At 72.1% G+C, this 18412-nt stretch carries 18 protein-coding genes; 7 read left to right on the top strand and 11 right to left on the bottom strand.

The window, feature by feature from the left end; translation table 11 throughout:
• The first annotated feature begins 156 nt into the window (after positions 1–156).
• Together ADL15_RS31710 and ADL15_RS31705 are read left to right on the top strand one after the other, a co-directional pair.
• Positions 157–1074, top strand: a complete 918-nt coding sequence (locus tag ADL15_RS31710; RefSeq protein WP_067698848.1) for an STM4015 family protein — start codon at positions 157–159, stop codon at positions 1072–1074.
• The gene (locus ADL15_RS31705) at positions 1074–2315 is read left to right on the top strand and encodes an STM4014 family protein (protein WP_157441721.1); all 1242 of its coding nucleotides are present in this window, start codon (positions 1074–1076) and stop codon (positions 2313–2315) included. Before ADL15_RS31710 ends, ADL15_RS31705 begins: the two co-directional genes overlap by 1 nt.
• A gap of 606 nt (positions 2316–2921) precedes the next feature.
• Here the strand turns inward: ADL15_RS31705 and ADL15_RS31700 are convergent.
• The 4 genes from ADL15_RS31700 to ADL15_RS31685 form a co-directional block, all read right to left on the bottom strand.
• Positions 2922–4079 (bottom strand): DUF6745 domain-containing protein, encoded by a 1158-nt coding sequence (locus ADL15_RS31700; protein WP_067698845.1) that lies wholly within the window; start codon positions 4077–4079, stop codon positions 2922–2924.
• A 479-nt stretch (positions 4080–4558) separates the two neighbouring features.
• Positions 4559–4876: a hypothetical protein gene (locus tag ADL15_RS31695; protein ID WP_067698843.1), complete on the bottom strand. Its 318-nt coding sequence runs from the start codon at positions 4874–4876 to the stop codon at positions 4559–4561.
• 40 nt (positions 4877–4916) lie between these two features.
• Positions 4917–5219, bottom strand: a complete 303-nt coding sequence (locus tag ADL15_RS31690) for a TrkA C-terminal domain-containing protein (RefSeq protein WP_067698841.1) — start codon at positions 5217–5219, stop codon at positions 4917–4919.
• Positions 5219–6757, bottom strand: coding sequence for an NAD-binding protein (locus ADL15_RS31685; protein WP_157441720.1), 1539 nt, complete (start codon positions 6755–6757; stop codon positions 5219–5221). Before ADL15_RS31685 ends, ADL15_RS31690 begins: the two co-directional genes overlap by 1 nt.
• 135 nt (positions 6758–6892) lie before the next feature.
• Here ADL15_RS31685 and ADL15_RS31680 point away from each other — a divergent pair, with 135 nt between their 5' ends.
• Both ADL15_RS31680 and ADL15_RS31675 read left to right on the top strand, forming a co-directional pair.
• Positions 6893–7993, top strand: coding sequence for a sigma-70 family RNA polymerase sigma factor (locus ADL15_RS31680; protein ID WP_232344596.1), 1101 nt, complete (start codon positions 6893–6895; stop codon positions 7991–7993).
• Between the two features lie 158 nt (positions 7994–8151).
• The gene (locus tag ADL15_RS31675; protein ID WP_067698835.1) at positions 8152–8511 is read left to right on the top strand and encodes an anti-sigma factor antagonist; all 360 of its coding nucleotides are present in this window, start codon (positions 8152–8154) and stop codon (positions 8509–8511) included.
• A 45-nt stretch (positions 8512–8556) separates the two neighbouring features.
• Here the strand turns inward: ADL15_RS31675 and ADL15_RS31670 are convergent, their stop codons facing one another.
• Complete coding sequence (locus ADL15_RS31670) at positions 8557–9294, bottom strand: STAS domain-containing protein (protein ID WP_067698833.1); 738 nt, start codon at positions 9292–9294, stop codon at positions 8557–8559.
• A gap of 154 nt (positions 9295–9448) precedes the next feature.
• Between ADL15_RS31670 and ADL15_RS31665 the strand changes: the two genes are divergently transcribed.
• The gene (locus ADL15_RS31665) at positions 9449–10441 is read left to right on the top strand and encodes an NAD(P)H-dependent flavin oxidoreductase (RefSeq protein ID WP_067698831.1); all 993 of its coding nucleotides are present in this window, start codon (positions 9449–9451) and stop codon (positions 10439–10441) included.
• Between the two features lie 115 nt (positions 10442–10556).
• Complete coding sequence (locus ADL15_RS31660) at positions 10557–11060, top strand: hemerythrin domain-containing protein (protein ID WP_067698830.1); 504 nt, start codon at positions 10557–10559, stop codon at positions 11058–11060.
• A 51-nt stretch (positions 11061–11111) separates the two neighbouring features.
• On the opposite strand, the gene ADL15_RS31655 is transcribed toward ADL15_RS31660, so the two are convergent.
• Together ADL15_RS31655 and ADL15_RS31650 are read right to left on the bottom strand one after the other, a co-directional pair.
• The gene (locus ADL15_RS31655) at positions 11112–11711 is read right to left on the bottom strand and encodes a hypothetical protein (RefSeq protein WP_157441719.1); all 600 of its coding nucleotides are present in this window, start codon (positions 11709–11711) and stop codon (positions 11112–11114) included.
• A 100-nt stretch (positions 11712–11811) separates the two neighbouring features.
• Positions 11812–12843, bottom strand: coding sequence for an alpha/beta hydrolase (locus ADL15_RS31650; RefSeq protein ID WP_067698826.1), 1032 nt, complete (start codon positions 12841–12843; stop codon positions 11812–11814).
• Positions 12844–12996: 153 nt separating this feature from the next.
• Here ADL15_RS31650 and ADL15_RS31645 point away from each other — a divergent pair, with 153 nt between their 5' ends.
• Positions 12997–14409, top strand: coding sequence for a protein adenylyltransferase SelO (locus tag ADL15_RS31645; RefSeq protein WP_232344588.1), 1413 nt, complete (start codon positions 12997–12999; stop codon positions 14407–14409).
• Between the two features lie 47 nt (positions 14410–14456).
• Here the strand turns inward: ADL15_RS31645 and ADL15_RS31640 are convergent, their stop codons facing one another.
• The 4 genes from ADL15_RS31640 to sigK all read right to left on the bottom strand — a co-directional run bounded on the left by ADL15_RS31640 (position 14457) and on the right by sigK (position 18173).
• Positions 14457–16052, bottom strand: coding sequence for a molybdopterin-dependent oxidoreductase (locus tag ADL15_RS31640; protein ID WP_067698824.1), 1596 nt, complete (start codon positions 16050–16052; stop codon positions 14457–14459).
• Complete coding sequence (locus tag ADL15_RS31635; protein WP_067698822.1) at positions 16052–16696, bottom strand: fasciclin domain-containing protein; 645 nt, start codon at positions 16694–16696, stop codon at positions 16052–16054. The genes ADL15_RS31640 and ADL15_RS31635 overlap by 1 nt, the downstream gene beginning before the upstream one ends.
• A gap of 92 nt (positions 16697–16788) precedes the next feature.
• Positions 16789–17550 carry an anti-sigma factor gene (locus ADL15_RS31630; RefSeq protein ID WP_067698820.1) on the bottom strand — a complete coding sequence of 254 codons (762 nt, stop codon included), beginning with the start codon at positions 17548–17550 and terminating at the stop codon, positions 16789–16791.
• A complete protein-coding gene (gene sigK, locus ADL15_RS31625; protein WP_067698818.1) occupies positions 17547–18173 on the bottom strand; it encodes an ECF RNA polymerase sigma factor SigK in 627 nt (208 codons plus the stop codon). Before sigK ends, ADL15_RS31630 begins: the two co-directional genes overlap by 4 nt.
• Positions 18174–18412 lie beyond the last annotated feature (239 nt).

The raw sequence follows: 18412 nt of genomic DNA, 5'->3' as shown, positions 1-18412 counted from the left end.
GATACTCTCAGTGATCAACTTCGTGGTCGAGATGGCAGTCTCGATCCGGACAGTAGGTATCAACTGTTCGGGTTAACCGGGTCCCGAAAGTGTCGGTGGGGCCTGCTAACTTCTCGGCACTGTTCCGGACGGTGTCAGCGCGGCTGAGGGGGATGTGTGAGCGTCAACGACAACCTGGCGACCTTTGCGGGGCTGCCGGTCGTGCCACTGGAGCGGGAGACGGTCGAGGATCCGGCCGCGGTGGCCTGGCGGATCGAGATGGAGGACTTCGAGGCCCCGCCGGAGGAGTTCGAGGCCGCTCTCGACCAGTTGCTGGAGCGCTGCGGTCCGGCCGGCCCGACCGCGCTGATCGTCGGCGAGTGGGGCACGGCATATGAGACGCCGTTCCCGATGGAGCTGCTGGTCAACCGGGCAGACCGGCTCAGCGGGCTGCGCGGGTTGTTCATCGGCGAGATCAGCCCGGAGCAGTGCGAGATCTCCTGGATCAACCAGGGCGACCTGACGCCGCTGCTCGAGGCGTTCCCGGCGCTGGAGCACCTGTGGGTGCGCGGCTCGGAAGACCTCCAGTTGACCTCGTTGCGGCACGAGGGCCTGCGGGAGCTGGTCTTCGAGTCCGGCGGCCTGCCGGCCGGGGTGGTCCGCGCGATCGGTGCGTCCGAGCTGCCGAACCTGACGTTCCTGGAGCTGTGGCTCGGCGTCTCGAACTACGGCGGCGACGCCCGCGCCGAGGACCTGGCGCCGATCCTGGCCGGCCGTTCCCTGCCCGCACTCACCCACCTCGGCCTGCGCAACGCCGAGATCGCCGACGAGGTCGCCGCGGCCCTCGCCGCCGCACCGGTGGTCGCCCGGCTCGCCGAGCTCGACCTGTCACTGGGCGTGATGGGCGACACCGGCGCCGAGGCGCTGCTGGCCGGGCAGCCGCTCACCCACCTGAAGTCACTCGACCTGAGCCACCACTTCATGACGACGGAGATGGCGCAGCGGTTCGTCGAGGAGCTGCCGGGCGTCGCGGTCGACGTGTCGCACCAGCAGAGCGATCGGGAGTGGGGCCGCTTCACTGCGGTGTCGGAGTAGTGCGCCTGGCCGTCGTCGGCAACCCGGAGAACCGTCGGGTCACCCTGTTCACCGCAGCGGTGGCCCGGGCCGGCCTGCCCGCCCCGGAGATCTTTCCGTGGCGGGACGTGCTGCTCACCGGCCACGTCCCGGGGCCGGGCACCCTGGTCCGCATCGACTCACCGGGCGAAAACCCGGAGGTCGACCGCCTGCTGCGCACCCTCGGTTCCGCGCACCGCGCCCCCTCCACAACCGCCCCGGACAGAGGCGCCGCGGCCCGGCCCGCGGCCGCTGGTGTCCTTCGGGCCGCTGGTGGGCCTCGGGCCGATGGTGGCCTTCGGGCCGATGGCGGGCTTCGGGCCGATGGCGGGCCTCGGGCCGATGAACTGGATCTGCTTGCCGGTGGCGACGGGCGGGGCGTTCGGGAGGCTGAGCATGGGGAGATCCTGGGTGGCGCGGCCGCGTTCGCGGGTCTCCGAGAGGCGCTCGGGATCGTCGCGGCCGGTGGTGGCACGCTGCTGAACCAGCCGGCCGACATCCTGACCATGACGGCGAAACCCGAGTGTCACGCCGTGCTGACCGCGGCCGGCGTTCCGGTGCCACCGGCGCTCGGACCGGTCGACGGTTACGCGTCGCTGCGGGCGGCGATGGCATCGGCCGGGTGGAACCGGGTCTTCGTGAAACCGGCCTACGGCTCCTCGGCCTCCGGGGTCCTGGCCCTGGCCGTCGGCGGGCCGCGGATCATGGCGGTCACCTCGGTCGAACTGAGCCAGGGCCGGCTCTTCAACAACCTGCGGGTGCGCCGCTACGACGACGAGGCCTCGATCGCCACGATCGTGGACCGGCTCGCCCCGGACGGCCTGCACGTCGAACGCTGGTATCCGAAGGCCACCCTCGGCAACCGGGTCCTCGACCTGCGGGTGGTCGTGATCGCCGGACAGGCCCGGCACGTCGTCGTCCGGACCAGCCGATCCCCGATGACGAACCTGCACCTCGGCAACGCCCGCGGCGACGTGGCAGCGATCCGCGCCGCGACGGGCGAGCAGGCCTGGTCGGCCGCGATGCGCTCATGCATCCGCGCCGCCGCCTGCTTCCCGGACACCCTGCACGCCGGAGTCGACCTGATGTTCCGAGCCGGCTGGCAGGACCACGCGATCGCCGAGGTGAACGCGTTCGGCGACCTCCTCCCGAACGTCCTCACGGAGGACGGCCTGGACACCTACGGCGCCCAGGTAGCCGCGGTCCTCCCCCGTCTCCGCTAGGCCTCATCTCGGCGAATCCGGGCCACCCTGCCGGATGATCGATACAGGCTCTCCACCAGCAAAGATCCAACCGCGGGCATCACCATCCTGATGTACCCAACCGCGTCCCCGGCCGGACCGCCCCATGCCGCTCAGCGTTCAACCTTCGGCCAGCGCGAGCACCCCATCGGCGCCTGCAGGGCGGCAGCAAACCACGACCGGCCCCGGGTGAAACGACCCGGCGACCCGTTGGGGCGCCCGGAGCAGCCATCGCAACCACCGGGGCGGCCAGAGCACGCCATCGCGACCGCCGGGGCGACCAGAGCACGCGATCATCGCCGACCCCTGCGGTGCGGAACGCGATCACCCGCACGCGACCGGCGGCAGCACCCGATCGGGTTGCGCCTGCGCCCGCCGGCCACGCGAACGGGGCGGTAGGCGCACGCAAACCCGGACCGCGGACACCCACCGCCCACCCAAGGGCGGCAGACGCACACAAACCCGCACCGCGGACACCCACCGCCCACCCGTGGGCGGTGGGCGGGCGCGCCCGGCGGCCAGGAGCTGTTTCGGCCACCCGGCGGCCGGCTGGAAGGGACAGCTCCTGGCCGCTGGGCGCGGCTGTGGTCAGGTCTGGACCATGGGGTGGTATTCCTCGGCGGTCAGGGCGAAGGTCCAGGCGACGCCCTCCCGGGCGGTCCTCGTCTGCGGCGGGACGCGAAGCCAGTAGACGCGGCTGGTGCCGTCGGGCTCCGGGGTGGCATTGATGACCTCGACCATGACCAGGGGCTCGTCGCCGGGGAGGTCGAGAAACCACAGGGTGCCGGTCTCGTCGGCGTTCAGCTGGCGGGCGCCGGCGTCGCGGAGGTAGCCCTCGTAGCCGTAGTGCTCCAGCATCACCCGGCGGATCTCGGCGTTGTCCTCACGCTGGATGCGGTCGACGGTGAGCGACGGCAGCTCGGCGGCCAGGGTGGCCGGGATCGGCATGCCGCGCCAGGCCCACAGGCCCCAGCCGTCGGGGAACTCCATGGCGGCGCCCTCGCCGCGGTGCAGCCGGCCGACGTTGTCGCGGGCCAGCAGACCCGGGCGCTCGGTCAGCACGGCGACCCGCTCGTTCGCCCACCACCAGCCGGTGTGCCGGGCCACCTGGGCCAGACCGGTCAGGCCGCGGGTCAGGCCGGCCTCCGGGAGCAGCCGGTCGGCGGCCTCGAATGTGCTCAGCCAGGTGCCGTCGTGCTGACCGTAGATCGCGTCGAGCACCGGGCGACGGACCGCCCGGCCGGTCTCGCCCGGGAACTCGGTGGCGATGTCCTCGCCGAGCCGCAGCCGCAGCCGACCGGCGATCAGGTCCATCACCAGCGCCCACGATCGGCGGCCGGCGGCGGCGCTGAGCTGGGCCCAGCCGTCGGCGCCCAGTGCCTCGACCGCCGCCTGGCGCGCGGCCGCCCACGGCTCGGTCCGCACCCGGCGGCGCAGCGACCGGCCGGCGGTCTCGCCCGGTATCCAGCCCTGGCGGCGCAGCTCGGCGTGCGCCTCGGCGAACCAGGCCGGGTCGTCCGGGCCGGGCGCGGGCGCGCCGGCGAGCAGCGCCACAGCCGCCGCGCCCGCGCGCGGCGACCCGAACCAGTAGATCCGCTCGGGCGGGGTCGCGCCGGCCAGCCGGTATGCCTCGCGGACCCCGGCCTCCGCCTCGGCCCGCGCGGCCGGGGCGGTCTCCACGGCCGCAGCCAGCCACTGGTCCTCGACGGCCGCGGCCATCGCCTCCTGCTCGTGAGTCAGCTTCATCGCGAACCTTTCAGGGAAACCCCGGCGTCAGCCGTGGAGAGGAAACGGAACCTTGCAGAGCAGATCAGCGACCAGCCGCCGCCAAAGAACAGGAACCCCGCGGAGCGGGCCAGCGACAGCCCACTCGCCGTCGAGGCCCAGCGGACGTCGCCCGAGCGCAGGAGCCCGACACGCGAGGGTGAGCCCGACGCGGCAGCGCGGGTCCGTGTCATTGCTGCCGGATTCAGCCGCAGGGAACTGGCAACACGTTGCCCCGGGCAACCGGCGGCCGGCCGGAGAACTCGTAACCCTCGTGGTCCATCGGCCGGAACCCGGCTGGAAGCGCCACCCCCGCCCGGCCGGCGAACGGCCCTGCCACCCGGCGGCCAGGAGGAAACCCGAATCCGTCGTGGGCCGGCACCCGCCGGCCCGGAGGAAGCCCGAACCCGTCGGCCTCCACGATCCGGCGGCTGCGAGAAGGCGGTCGGTGAGCGTGGCCATCAGTCGGCGACCGGACGGAACGCGCCAGGGATGTACTCCCGCTGGCGGACGATCCGGTAGTGCCCGGCGGGGAGCGCGATCGGACCGTGCTCCTCGTGCGAGACCCGGCCGTGCGTCGGCACCTCGACGAACATCCGCTCCGGGTCGTCCAGATCGGCGACCAGTCGCAGGCCGGGACCGCCGACCACGTGGGCGTGCCCGGTCGCCTCGCCGCGCGCCAGCACCATCCGGCCGCGGCGGTCGCGGGGCACCGGCGCGCACGCGGGCACCTCGGCCTGGTCCACCGGGATGATCAGCACATCGCCCTGCCGGTACATCGGGACCTCCAGAAAGAGCTCGTCTCGGTCAGGAGAGAAGCTATCGCCGGGGTACGACATTTTCGGAGCCCTCAACCCCCGAGACGTCAGCCGGGCCGCCCGGCGCCAGGCCGCTGGTCGACAACGCGTCCCGCCGCAGCACCTGCAGCAACTCCTCATAGGGCCCGATCAGATAGGCCTCGTCCCCCGCCGCGAACCGGGTGTCCCTCCGTGGCGGGTGCTCCAGCACTCCGCGATCGGCGACCCGGCGGATCGCCACCACCCGGGTACGCGCCGACAAATCCTGCACGGCCAGCCCGTCCAGCCCGCCACCCGGCGCCACCGTCAGCCGCCCGACCAGCATCAGCTGCGCGCCGACGTAGACGTGGCGAGCACGTCCAGCCCGAGCGCCGCCCCGACGAACCACGGCGCGGCCAGCGCCGCCGTGGACCGGGCCAGCCCCAGGCCGAAGGTGCGTTCGACGGTGGCCGCGAGCGTACGGTCGAAGAGTCGCAGCACCACCGGGACCTCGCCCCACCGCTCGCCGAGCCGGTCCCGCACGGCCAGGCCGGTCTCCAGGTTGACCAGGTCGTCGTTGGTGAGCACGGCGACCGCGCGGGCCGAGCCGAGCTGGACCCGGTCCAGGGTCCGGGTCAGCGTGGCGTCCGCGATGATCACCGGTACGCCGCTGTCGCGCACCTGGTCGACGTAGCGGTTGTGCTCGTCGGACTCGATCACCACGACCTCGGTGCCGGTCGCGCGCAGGCGTTCCACCACGCGGACGCCGACCGAGCCGATGCCGATCACCACGACGTGGTCGGTGAGCCGGTCGAGCAGGCGGTCGCCCAGCGCCTCCTGGATCTTGATGGAGACCAGGACGTTGGTGAGCAGGGCGATGAACGTGGCGGCGAAACACGCCCCGAGCACCATCAGGGCGATCGCGAAGCAGCGCAGCCAGGGCTCCTGGTCGCGAAAGTTGAAGTCGCCGTAGCCGACCGTGGCGATCGACTCGACCGAGAAGTACACCGCGTCGAGCAGGGACATCCGCGTGCCGTCCGGCTCCCGGTAGCCGAGCTGCAGGATCAGGATCGACGTGTTCAGCAGCAGGATCAGGGCGATCAGGGCGTACAGGAATCGGCGGTCCAGCGCGCGCCAGACGGACCCGATCAGATTCAGCCCTCGTGCCCACCGACCGGGTCCGGCGTCAGCCGGGTCCTCGCCGCCGTCGATCACGCCGGCCGCGGTGAGCTCGTCCGGGGAGGCCAGCAGGGTGACCAGGTCACCGGGCCGCACCGGGTGGTCGCGGCCAGGACAGATCACCACGTCGGCGCCGGACGCCGGGGTGACCGCGAGCGGGGCGAGCGAGCCGTAGCGGGAGCGCAGCGTGCCGGTGAAGTCCGCGGTGACCTGGGCCGCGACGAACGGGTGGCCGTCCAGGTCGAGTTCGTGGGTGCCGGTCCGCAGGCAGGCCTCGACGACCGACGGCGCGGACAGCCCGGCCACGTCGAGGACGCTGATCTGCATCGCCGACATCGCCCGGCCGACCGCCGGGTTGCGCAGCTGGACCACCACCCGCACGTCCGGGCGCCGCTCGCGCATCAGCAGCGCGGCCTCCAGGGTGTGCAGGTCGTCGGCGAGCACGCAGATCACCGCGACCGCGCCGGGCAGGCCGGCCTCGTCGAGGGTCTCCTGCAGGCGCGGGCTGCCGACCACGACCGGCACGCCCCAGCCGCGGACCACCCGGACCAGCCGCGGGTCCGCGTCGTCCTCGACCACGATGACGCGGACGCCGGCGTGGTAGAGCTGCTCGACGGTCCGCAGGCCGACGTCGTCGAGACCGCAGACGATGATGTGCCCGGACCAGTCCGCGGCGCCGGTGTCCGTCTGCGCTTCGCCGGCCATGCCGATCACGCTATCCAGGCGCTATCGGTCGCATGCCGGAATCACGGTGAACGTCGAACCTGTGCCAGAATTGCCGGAATTCCGTAGGTTTGCCCCGCCGGTAAGGGGGCACAGCCCTGCAACGGGGGTGATGTGGTGCCGGACGTGTACGAGGACCTGGACGTCCTCGCGGACCGTTATGCCCGCGCCGTGCTCGTGGCGGATCCACCGGCCCGGCAGCGGCTGCGCGACCGGTTCGTCCGGGCGGCCCTGCCCTTCGCCGGGCGGCTGGCCCGCCGGTACCGCGGTCGCGGCGAGCCGGCCGACGATCTGGAGCAGGTGGCCCGGCTGGCGCTGGTGAAGACCGTGGACCGGTTCGATCCGGGGCGCGGTTCGTTCACGGCGTACGCGATCACGACGATCACCGGGGAGATCAAGCGGCACTTCCGGGACCACACCTGGGGCGTCCACGTGCCCCGCGGCCAGCAGGACCGGGTGCTCGAGTTCATCCACGCCCGTACCGTGCTGACCGCCGAGCTGGCCCGCACCCCGACCGTCGCCGAGCTGGCCGGTCACCTGGGTCTCGAGGAGGCCGAGGTGGTCGGCGCGCAGACCTCGGCGGCCGCGCACAGCACCGAGTCGCTCAACGCGCCGCTCGGTGACGCCGACGGCGCCGAGGTGGGTGACCTCTTCGGTGACCTGGACGGCGAGCTGTCCCTGGTCGACGATCGGACCACCGTGGAGGGGCTGCTGTGCGAGCTGCCGGGCCGCGAACGGCGACTGCTGGCCCTGCGGTTCTGGGGCAACCTGAGCCAGGCGGAGATCGCCGACGAGCTGGGCATCTCGCAGATGCACGTGTCCCGGCTGCTCGGGCGCACCCTGACCTGGCTGCGCGAGGCGATGCTGTCGGACACCCCGCCACCGTGGACCGGCGCCGGCGGGCCGGAGCACCGGGTGCTGGTCAAGGCCCGGTCCGGTGGCGTCCGGGCGGCGGTGCACGGCGAGATCGACCGGGACAACGCCGACCAGGTGCGCCGGGCACTGGTCGCCGCGACCGTCGGCTGCGTCCGGGGGCGCCGGCTGACAGTGGACCTGTCCCGGGTGCCGCTGCTGAGCGCGGCCGGGATCGGGATGCTGGTCGCGGTGCGTGCGGTGGCCCGCTGCCGGGGCGTGCCGATGGTCCTCACCGGAGTGCAGCCGGCCGTCGCCCGGGTCCTCGTCATCGCCGGCCTGCGCGAGCTGCTGACCGAGGCGTAGCGGGCCGCCCGGTGTCCGGATTCCCTCGGACAGCCGACCGGAACGCCGACCCTGTGCGAATCGGGCCCGCCACGGTTAGGGTGACAAGTCCACGCCGTCGGTCCACACCGGGCCGTCGCCTGCGGGGACCCTGGCACAGCATTCCGGGCGGGGGAAAGATGACGGGCTCGTTCGCGGTGAGCAAGCACGACGACGGCGCGGGGGTCATCCGCCTCGCGGTCCGCGGTGAGATCGACGACGAGGTCAGCGACGCGCTGGCCGAGATAGTCGCCAACGCTGCCGCGCAGCCCGGCGTGACGATGCTGGTCATCGACTTGGAGAAGGTGCGGTTCCTGGCCGCGGCGGGCATCCGGGCACTGCTGGAGGGCCGGGCCGCGGCGCTGCAGCACGGCCGGGCGTACCAGGTGGTCAATCCGCGCGGCGTGGTGCACGGGGTGCTCGCGACCACCGGGCTGCTCAGCCTCTTCCAGACCACGGTCCGCCGCGCACCGGCCTCACGGGCGCGACTCGGCTCGTAGCCTACGGACGGACGCCTGATTGTTCGTACCGATGAAAATCGGTCGTCAGCGGGCTGGATCCGCACGTGCGAGGGTGGCCCAGACGACCTTGCCGCCCTCGGCCGGGACCGTACCCCAACGCCTGGCGAACTGCCCCACCAGGAGAAGCCCGCGCGGCGCGGTCGTTGTCAGGGAAAACCCCTCTTCGGTACGGGGTGCAGCGCTCGACCCGTCCCGCACCGCGATGAGCAGACAGCGGCGCCCGAGCGAGAACCGCAGATCGATCATCGTGCCGGCGTGCACCGCCGCGTTCGTGACCAGCTCCCCCGCCACGATCCGGGCCGGGTCGCTCAGATGCGGCAGATCCCACCGGGCGCACGCCTCCCCGGCCAGCCAGCGGGCGTGCGCGGCCGCGCCGGAGACCGGCAGCAGGCTGTCGGCCAGCCACGGCATCTGATCGCGGTGCTCGACCCGCAGCGCCTCGGTGGTGCTGGCGAGCACCGGCAGCCGGCCGTAGCGTCCGGTGGCGAAGTGCTCGGCGATCTCGTCGCCCGGGTCGCTGAGCAGCAGCGGAGTGCCCGGCCACATGGCGGCCTGGCGGGCCACCGAGCCGAAGACGGCAAGCGCCACCGGCTCGCGCACCTCCAGGCCGGACAGTTCGGCGATCACCGCGTCGGGCTGCTCGACAAGGCATTTCAGCAGCGTGGCGCGGATCTGCGGCGCGGTCTGCGCGCACAGGTCACCGGCGAGCCGGACCACGGTCCGGGTGCCCACCTGGCTGACCGTGCAGCTGATCCCCGCCATATCGCCATTCTCGCCGAGGTACCGGCAAATCCCGCATACGATTTGCCACCTGTCTTCCTGCCATCCGGCAGTATGCCCACTGGATGAGTTTCTACACCCGCCTCTGTCCTTCGGCTGACAGGATCACGCGGCCGGTCGTGCCATCGTCGGTCGGATGGAGCTGCGAACCAGGTTCACCGCGGAATTCGGACTGACCACACCGATCGCGCAGGCCGGCATGGCGTTCGTCGCCATGACGCCGGAGTTGCCGGTCGCGGTCAGCAACGCCGGAGCGCTCGGCGCGCTGGGCGTCGGCATGCTGCCCGCGCCGGCGCTCACCCAGGTCATCGCCGGGATCAAGGCGGGCACCGATCGGCCGTTCAACGTCAACTTCATCACCGGGTTCACTCAGGACGACCAGATCGACGCGGTGTGCGCGGCGGGTGTGCCGGTCGCGTCGTTCCACTGGGGACACCCGCCACGAGCCTGGATCGACCGGCTGCAGATGGCCGGGGTGCGGGTGTTCGAGCAGGTCGGCACGGTCGACGCGGCGAAGCGGGCGGTGGACGCCGGCGTGGACGTGGTGGTCGCGCAGGGCCTGGAGGCCGGCGGGCACAACTATGCGACGTTGCCGACGTTCGTGCTGGTGCCGCTGGTGGTGGACGCGGTCGCGCCGGCCCTGGTGCTCGCGGCCGGCGGGATCGCCGACGGGCGCGGGCTGGCGGCGGCGCTGATGCTCGGGGCGGACGGCGCGTGGATCGGGACCCGGCTGGTCGCCACCGACGAGTCCGGCGCGCACGAGGGGTACAAGGAGCGGCTGGTGGCGGCGGAGGCGACCGAGACGGTACGGACGTCGCTGTTCGGCCCGGAGACCCCGGAGTTCAACCCGATGCGGATCCTGCGGAACCGGGTGACCGAGCAGCCCCCGGCGGCCGACGCGGACCGGCCGGTGATCGGGCGGACCAGCCTGGGCGGGCCGGAGATCGAGATCCCGCGGTTCTCCAACCTGGTGCCGACCCGCGCGACCAGCGGTGATCTCGAGGAGATGCCGCTGCTGGCCGGGCAGGGGGTCGGTCTGGTGGACGGGGTGAAGGGTGCGTCCTCGGTGATCGCCGACATCACCGCGCAGGCGGTGGACGTGCTGGGCCGCTACCGGCCGGTGATGTAGCCGTCCGGAGAAGCGTTACCTGGTGATGCGCGCGGCCCGGCTGGGCCGGTAGTGGGCGGGGGGAACCACGCTGTCCTGCCGGGCGGGGGCGGGCGATCGGTCGTACCCTGCTGGGATGGACGACATCACGGCACTGATCATGGAGGATCACCACACGTTTCGGGTGGGGTTCGCTCGGCTTGACGATGCCAAGGGTGCGGAGCAGCTGAAGGCTGTCTGGGAGCCGCTGGCACTGCATCTCGACATTCACGCGGACGCCGAGGAGGAGATCCTCTACCCGCACCTGCTCACCGACAGCGGTGGTGACGAGGCGGAAGAGGAGACCGACGACGCGATCAAGGACCACAACAAGATCCGCGACGGGATCGCCGAGGCGGGCAAGCACCCGGTCGGCTCGGACGCGTGGTGGGCCGGGGTGTGGCAGGCGCGCACCGAGAACAGTGAGCACCTGGCCGAGGAGGAGGACGAGGTGCTGCCGGACTTCCGCAAGCACGCGACTCCGGAGCTGCGGGCCGAGCTGGGCGCGAAGTGGCTGAAGTTCTTCGCCGACCACCCGCAGGGCAAGGGTCTGGACTTCCACAACAAGGACCCGGAGAAGTACATCGCAGAGCACAGCTGACCCGGTGCGGAACGGGGGCTGCCGACCGGACGACCGGCAGCCCCGGCGAGGTCAGTTGTGGGTGGCCGCGAAGACGATCAGGCCGATGACGGCGATCGGGATCAGCAGGCCGAGCCAGGTCAGCGGGCGTTCCATCAGGCCCGGGCCGGGGTCCATCGGCGGGCGGCTGGGCGCGTACGGGTTCGGCTGCGGGGCCGGCAGGTTGGCGACCTTGCCACGGCGGAACAGGTTCATCAGCACCGTGAACGGGGTGATGATGAACGAGGCGTAGCCGTACCAGCCCTGCACCAGGGTGCGCGAGGTCATGTGGCGGAACACGCCGAGGCCGCAGTCCCGGCAGAACGGGCCCTCGTTGCTGAGGAACCGCATCACGATCAGCATGCCCTGGTGGCCGCGGAACTTGGCCTGGGCGGCCGGGATCGAGCCGCAGAACCGGCAGGCCAGCACCCCCTGCGGGGCGAACGTGGACTGCGGCGCCTGGTACTGGCCCGGCGAGGTGTACCCGGACGGGCCCGGCTGACCGGAGTACGGCGCCGGGATCTCCTGCGCGAGAGGCGCCGGCTGGCCCGGCTGCCCCTGGAAGGCCCCGGGGCCCGGGTAGGCGCCCGGAGCGGGGAATCCGGGGGCGGACGGCGGCTGGGACATGGTCACCTCGTAGCTGTAAAGAACCTGTGAGCGCGTCAGGGTAACCGTTGGTCAACCGCCGCCGCTGCCCCGCCCAGGTCTCGGTACCGCAACGTAAAACCAGAGGTCAGCGGGCCAGCCAGTCGGTCATCAGGTCCACGGTGCGCAGCCCTGCGGCGGTGAACGGGTCGTTCAGGGTGCCGTGCGGCGCGCCCGGGAGCAGGTGCACGGTCGTCTCGACGCCGGCCGCGCGCAGCTGCTCGGCGTAGAGCTCACCGGAGCGGCGCAGGGTGTCCGCCTCGCAGTTGACGATCAGGGTGGGCGGGGTGCCGGCCGGGTCGCCGACGCCGGGGAACGCGTACGGGTCCGCCGTCCCCGCGGCACCCGCGTAGTGCACGCTCAGCTCCCTGATCCACTCCGGCGAGAAGTACACCGCGCTCGGCTCGTCCCGGATCGCGGCCAGCCCGGCCTCGTCCCAGCCGGACAGTTCCGGGTGCACCGCCGGGTACGCCAGCAGCACCGACGCCGGCGGCCGCCCCTGACCGTCCCGCAGTCGTTTCGCCACCCCGGCGGCCAGGCTGCCGCCCGCGCTCGCCCCGCCCAGGTGCATCTTCGCGGCCGGCACCCCGAGCTGCTCGGGATGGTTCACCGCCCAGGCCCAGCCGGCCAGCACGTCGTCGGACGGCGCCGGATAGGACACGCCGTGCAGCGCCTTGCGGTAGTCCAGCGACAGCACCGGCACCCCCCGCGCGGCGAGCATCAGCCCGGTCCAGTGCGCCTCGGGCATGGCCAGGTCACCCCAGACGAACGCCCCGCCGTGCACCCAGACCAGCGCGCACTCCGCGTCGCGGCCCGGCGCGCGGTAGAGCCGGGCCGGCACGCCCTCGATCGGCGGCGTGCTGACCTCGACCGTGGCCAGCTCGGGGAACCGGGCGAGGAGCTCGGCGTGGTTCGGACCGGAGTTCGGCATGTTGCCGGCGATCTCCAGCATCCGCACGAAGTCGGGCACCGGCGGCAACTCGCCCGCCGCGGCGCCACCGAGCACCGCCCGCTGCACCGGGCGCGGCAGGGTGCGCAGGGCCTTCATGGCATACCCGAGGAAGGTCGCCCGGGCGCGCGCCTGGCGCGGCAAAGCATCGCTGAGCTGGCTGTGAGTCACGGCCCCATCTTCCCCGGCGCCCGGCGCTCGGTCGAGCCACGGCGTGTCGACCACAGTCCCGGGCTGGCTCCCAGGGGTGCCTCGAGCGGGTTGACACACCCCAGGGGACCAGCCCGGATCGGGAGTCGGCGCAGTCCGGGCTACCGTCGACGGGTGGACGTAACCTCTCCGGCCCTGACCCTCACCCATCGTTTCGCGGACGCGCTGCCGGAGATGGCGGTTCCGTGGCAGGCCGAGGACGCCCCCGCGCCCCGCCTGCTGGTCGTCGATCTCGAGCTGGCGGCCGAGCTCGGGCTCGACGCCGAGCAGCTCACGGTCGGCCTGCTCACCGGCACCGAGCCGCCCGCGGGCGCGACGCCGGTGGCGCAGGCCTACGCCGGGCACCAGTTCGGCGGCTACTCCCCTCGCCTCGGCGACGGCCGCGCCCTGCTGCTGGGCGAGATCGACGGACGAGACCTGCACCTCAAAGGCTCCGGCCGCACCCCGTTCGCCCGCGGTGGCGACGGTCTGGCCGCCGTCGGGCCGATGCTGCGCGAATATGTGATCAGCCGTGCCCTGCACGCCCTCGGCATTCCCACCACCCGCTCACTCGCGGTGACCGCCACCGGCCGCACCATCCGCCGCGAGGAGTTGCTGCCCGGCGCGGTGCTGGCCCGGGTCGCGGCCAGCCACCTGCGGGTCGGCAGTTTCCAGTTCGCCCGGGCGACCGACGACCCTGAACTGCTCAAACGGCTCGCCGACCACGCGATCAGCCGGCACTACCCGGCCGCCGAGGGCGACTACGTGGCCTTCTTCGACGCCGTGGTGGCCGCACAGGCGTCGCTGATCGCGCAGTGGATGCTCGTCGGGTTCGTGCACGGCGTGATGAACACCGACAACATGACCATCTCCGGCGAGACCATCGACTACGGACCGTGCGCGTTCATGGAGGCGGTCGACCCGGCCACGGTCTACAGCTCCATCGACACCGCCGGGCGGTATGCCTACGGGAACCAGCCCGGGATCGCCCAGTGGAACCTGGCGCGCCTCGCCGAGTCGCTGCTCCCGCTGTTCCACGACGAGCAGGAGCAGGCGGTCACTCTCGCGGTGGCATCGCTGGAGCGTTTCGGGCCGCACTTCGACACGGCGTGGACCGCCGGCATGCGGGCGAAGCTGGGGCTCACGACCGATCCGGATCGGCCGCTGCTGGATGATCTCGCGACGCTGCTGCGGGCCGCGCGGGTCGATTACACAAGCTTTTTCCGTACGTTGTCAGCAGCGGCCCGGGGCGAAACCGAGCCGGCCCGGGCCCTCTTCCTCGACCCGTCCGGTTTTGACTCCTGGGCGGAGCGCTGGCTGTCGCTGGCCCCGGACGCCGACGCGATGGACCGGGTCAACCCGGTCTACATCCCGCGCAACCACCTCGTGGAGGAGGCCCTGGCCGCCGCGACCGGCGGCGACCTGGAGCCCTTCCACCGGTTGACCGAGGCGGTGTCCGATCCGTATCAGGAACGCCCCGGCCTGGCCCGGTACGCCGAGCCCGCGCCCGGCGACTTCGGTCCCTACCAGACGTTCTGTGGTACCTGAGCTTCCTCCGGCACGTTCTGCCGCGGCTGAGCAGAACCGGACTGCGATCATCCGACGGTGACCGTGACGGTGTGCCATCCGGTCGCACCGTCCGGGAACGGGGTCGCCCGCTGCTCCGGCTGCACCGCACCGGTCTTGTCGGTGGCGCGCACCGCCAGGGAGTGCGGCCCCGCGCTCGCCTTCCAGCTGTAGCGCCACTGCACCCACGTGTCGATCGAGGCCGTGGGCAGCAGTTCCGCCTCCGACCAGGCGCCGCCGTCGACGCTGACCTCGACCTTGCCGATCCCCCGCTGCTGGGCCCAGGCGACGCCGGCGACGGTCACCGGGCCGGCCGCCATCCGGGCGAACGGTTTCGGCTTGTCGATCCGGGACGCGGTCTTCACCGTGCCCTCGGCACCCCAGCCACGCTCGACCCAGTACGCGTCGAACCGATCAAAAGTGGTCAGCTCGAGCTCGGTTACCCACTTGCAGGCACCGGCGTATCCGTATAGTCCGGGGGTCAGCATCCGGACCGGGAAGCCGTGCTCGAGCGGCAGCGGCTCGCCGTTCATGCCGACCGCGAGCATGGTGTCCCGGCCGTCCAGGGCGGTCACCACCGGCGTGCCGATCGTCATGCCCTCGACCGAGCGGGCCACGATCTGATCCGCGCCGGCCTGCACGCCGGCCTCCCGCAGCAGCGCCGCGAGCGGCACACCGAGCCAGCGGGCGGTGCCGATGTACGGGCCACCGACCTCGTTGGACACGCAGTTCAGCGTGATGTCCCGTTCGATCAGCGGTCGTCTCAGCAGGTCGGCGAGGGAGAGTTCGATCTCCCGGTCGACCATGCCGTGGATCCGCAGCGACCAGGTGGCCGGATCGATCCGGGGCACCGTGAGCGCGGTGTCCACCCGGTAGAACGTGCTGTTCGCGGTCGTGAAGCCGGGTGCGATCCCGCCGGGCAGCGGCGGCGCCGGCTCGGCCGCCGCGGGGAGCTCGAGCGCCTCGCGGGAGTTGCCGAGAGCCTTGTCGCGTTGACCGGTGATGCCCAGTGCGCCGAACTCGGCTACACCGGCGCCGGCCGCGAGCATACCGAGGCGCAACACCAACCGACGATCAAAACCAGTCTCCGGTACGACCGGTGCCGCGACCTGTACTTCTGTCGCGGCGACCGGTGCTCCTGTCGCGGCGACGGGTGCTTTTGTCGCGGCGACCGGTGCTTCCGGCGCGGCCGCCTTCGCGACGGTCCGAGGGCGGAGCAGCCACCACAGGGTCGCCCCCGCCACCACCGCTCCGGCCAGGGCCGGGATGCCGTCCCACACCACCGCCGCCGGCCGGGACAGCGCCGCGGCGACTCCCACCACTCCCAGCACCCCGGTGCCGACCGGGATCGCCCGGCGCCAGCGGGCCCCGAGCATCCCGGTCACCACCGCGAGCAGGAGCAGGACCAGGGAGATCACCGACAGCAGGACCGGCTTGTCGTTAGTGCCCAGCTCCCGTACGGCGAATTCCTTGACCGGTGTCGGCGTCGCGTCGATGACCGCACCGCCGACCGCGACCAGCGGTCCGGCGCCGGGCCGGGCCGCGGCCGCGATGAGTTCCGCGACCGCGATCCCGAAGCCCGCGGCGACCATCCCGCAGACCGCACCGCGTAGTCGGCCCGTCATCAGCTCTTCGGCATCAGGACGGAGTCGATGATGTAGACGTTGGCGTTCGCGGTCTGCACGTTGCCGCAGATCACCGACGCCGTGCCGCCGACCATGAAGTTCTCGCCGCTGCCGGTGACCGTCAGGTCGTCACCCTGCAGGGTCTTGTGGGTGCCGGCCAGGTCCGCCGGGGTCAGCTTGCCGGGCACCACGTGGTAGGTGAGGATGCTGGTCAGGGTCTTCTTGTCGGCCAGCACCTTCTTCAGGTCCGCGGCCGGGATCTTGCCGAACGCGTCGTTGGTCGGCGCGAAGACGGTGATCCCGTCGGCGGAGTTCAGCGAGTCGACCAGGCCGGCCTGCTTGACCGCGGTGACCAGAGTGGACAGCAGCGGGTTGCCGGACGCCGCGGTCGCGACCGGTACCTGGGCCATCGCCTGGAAGCTGCCCTTGTTCGACGCGTCGGTCGGCACCGCGGCGCAGCCCGCACCGAAGTTGACCATCGAGTCGGCCGCCATGCTCGGTGCCATGCTGGGCGCCGCCGTGGTCATCGTCGGCGCCGCAGCGGCGGTGTCGTCCTTGGTGCTGTCCGAGTCGCTGCCACAGGCACTCAGGGAGATCGCGAAGAGCGTGGCGGCGGTCAGAGCGGTGAACTTGATGGCGCGCATTGGTCGTTCCTCCAAATATCGGGTTTTTTCACCCTTGTTCCGGGACCTTCACCCTTTATTCGGAGCGACCCAACTGCCGGATTGGTGGAACCTCAGAGAAGTTTCACGGCGGCCACCATCGGGACGGTGGGCGTGACCGAACCACCCGGCGGCTCGATCGTGACGCCCACATCGGACGCCGAAGCGATGCCGTCGACCACCTTCACCACCTGGGACTGACCGACGGCGAGAGCGCCCTCGGAGATCGGGGTCGAGGACCGGACCGTCCACAGCTGGAAGACGTGCCCGTCCGCCGGGGCGGCGTCCGCGTCCAGCAGGATCACACCCGCGTTGTCCTGCTTGGAGAACGCCACGGTGACCCGGCCGCCGTCACGCAGCTGCTCGCCGCGGACCTCGACGTCGGGCGAGCCGAGGATGCCACGCACCCGGGACTCCTGATCACGAACGGCCTGGGCGGTGGCCTGCTCCTGGCGTACCCGATCGTCTTGCACTTGATAAGCGATCGTTCCCGCGGCCGTGGCCGCGACCACGACGGCCGCCGCGGCACTCAGCAGGTGACGGCGGGTCATCCGGCGGCGCTCCCCCGCCGCGGCAGCCGCGACGACAGTGGGCACGGGTGCCTGCGGGGGCAGCTGCCGGGTCGTCTTGATCTCGGCGAGGACGTTCTCGCGCATCCGCGGCGACGGCACCGACCAGGTGCCACCGGCCAGCATGGCGGCGGTCTCGCGGAACTCGTCGACCTCGGTGCGGCACGTCTCACACTCGGCGAGGTGGCGATCAAAAGCGGCCCGCTCGATGTCGTCGACAGCGTCCAGAACATAGGCGCCGGCCAGTGTGTGTATGTCGGCGATCATGCGGTCACCTCCGCGCCCAGGCAGTCACGGAGCCTGATCAGCCCGTCCCGCATCCTCGTCTTGATCGTTGCCAGTGGTGACCCGAGTAGCTCCGCGACCTGCGGATACGAGTACCCCTGGTAGTAGGCCAGGTTGACCGATTGGCGTTGCAGCTCGGTGAGGCCCTCCAGGCACGACCGCACGTGGCGCCGCTCCAACCGCCCGGACACCTCGTCCTCCACCGAGTCGTAGGGGGTGTCGATCGCCGCCGCGCCGGCCTTGATCGTGCGATCGGTAGCGGACTGCTCGGAACGCACCCGGTCAACCGCCCGCCGGTGCGCGATGGTGAACATCCACGAGGTCGCCGAGCCGCGCGCCGGATCGAAGCGGGCCGCGTTGCGCCACACCTCGACCAGCACCTCCTGCGCGACCTCCTCGGCCTGCCCGGGGTCCCGCAGCACCCGACGGACCAGGCCGTAGACCCGGGGCGCCACCAGGTCGTAGAGCTTGGTGAACGCCTTCTCGTCGCCGCGGGCCACCGCCCGCAACAGGTCGTCGGGACCCGCCTTCTCCGGATCAGGCTGATCCGGATCGGGCACCGGGGTGAGATGCTCCGCCCGGCGGCCCCTGCCGCGCTCCACCATGAATGTCCGCCCTTCGCCGCATACAGTCCTTCGACGCGGATTCGGAGCCGAGTCGCCACCGGATGGGTCCGGGCGCATCTCGATCTCACCACGCTACGCGGTCCGGGCCGCCCGGACTGACCAGGTCACCCCAGACGCTACGTGTGAAGTTCGGGCGCGCACCGCACCGAAAGTCCCCACACCACCAGCAACCCAGCGCTGCGTGTGAAGTTCGGGCGCGCACCGCACCGAAAGTCCCC

Source organism: Actinoplanes awajinensis subsp. mycoplanecinus, assembly GCF_001509495.1.
In the GTDB taxonomy this organism is placed as follows: domain Bacteria; phylum Actinomycetota; class Actinomycetes; order Mycobacteriales; family Micromonosporaceae; genus Actinoplanes; species Actinoplanes palleronii.
This window is presented reverse-complemented; position numbering and strand designations above follow the sequence as displayed.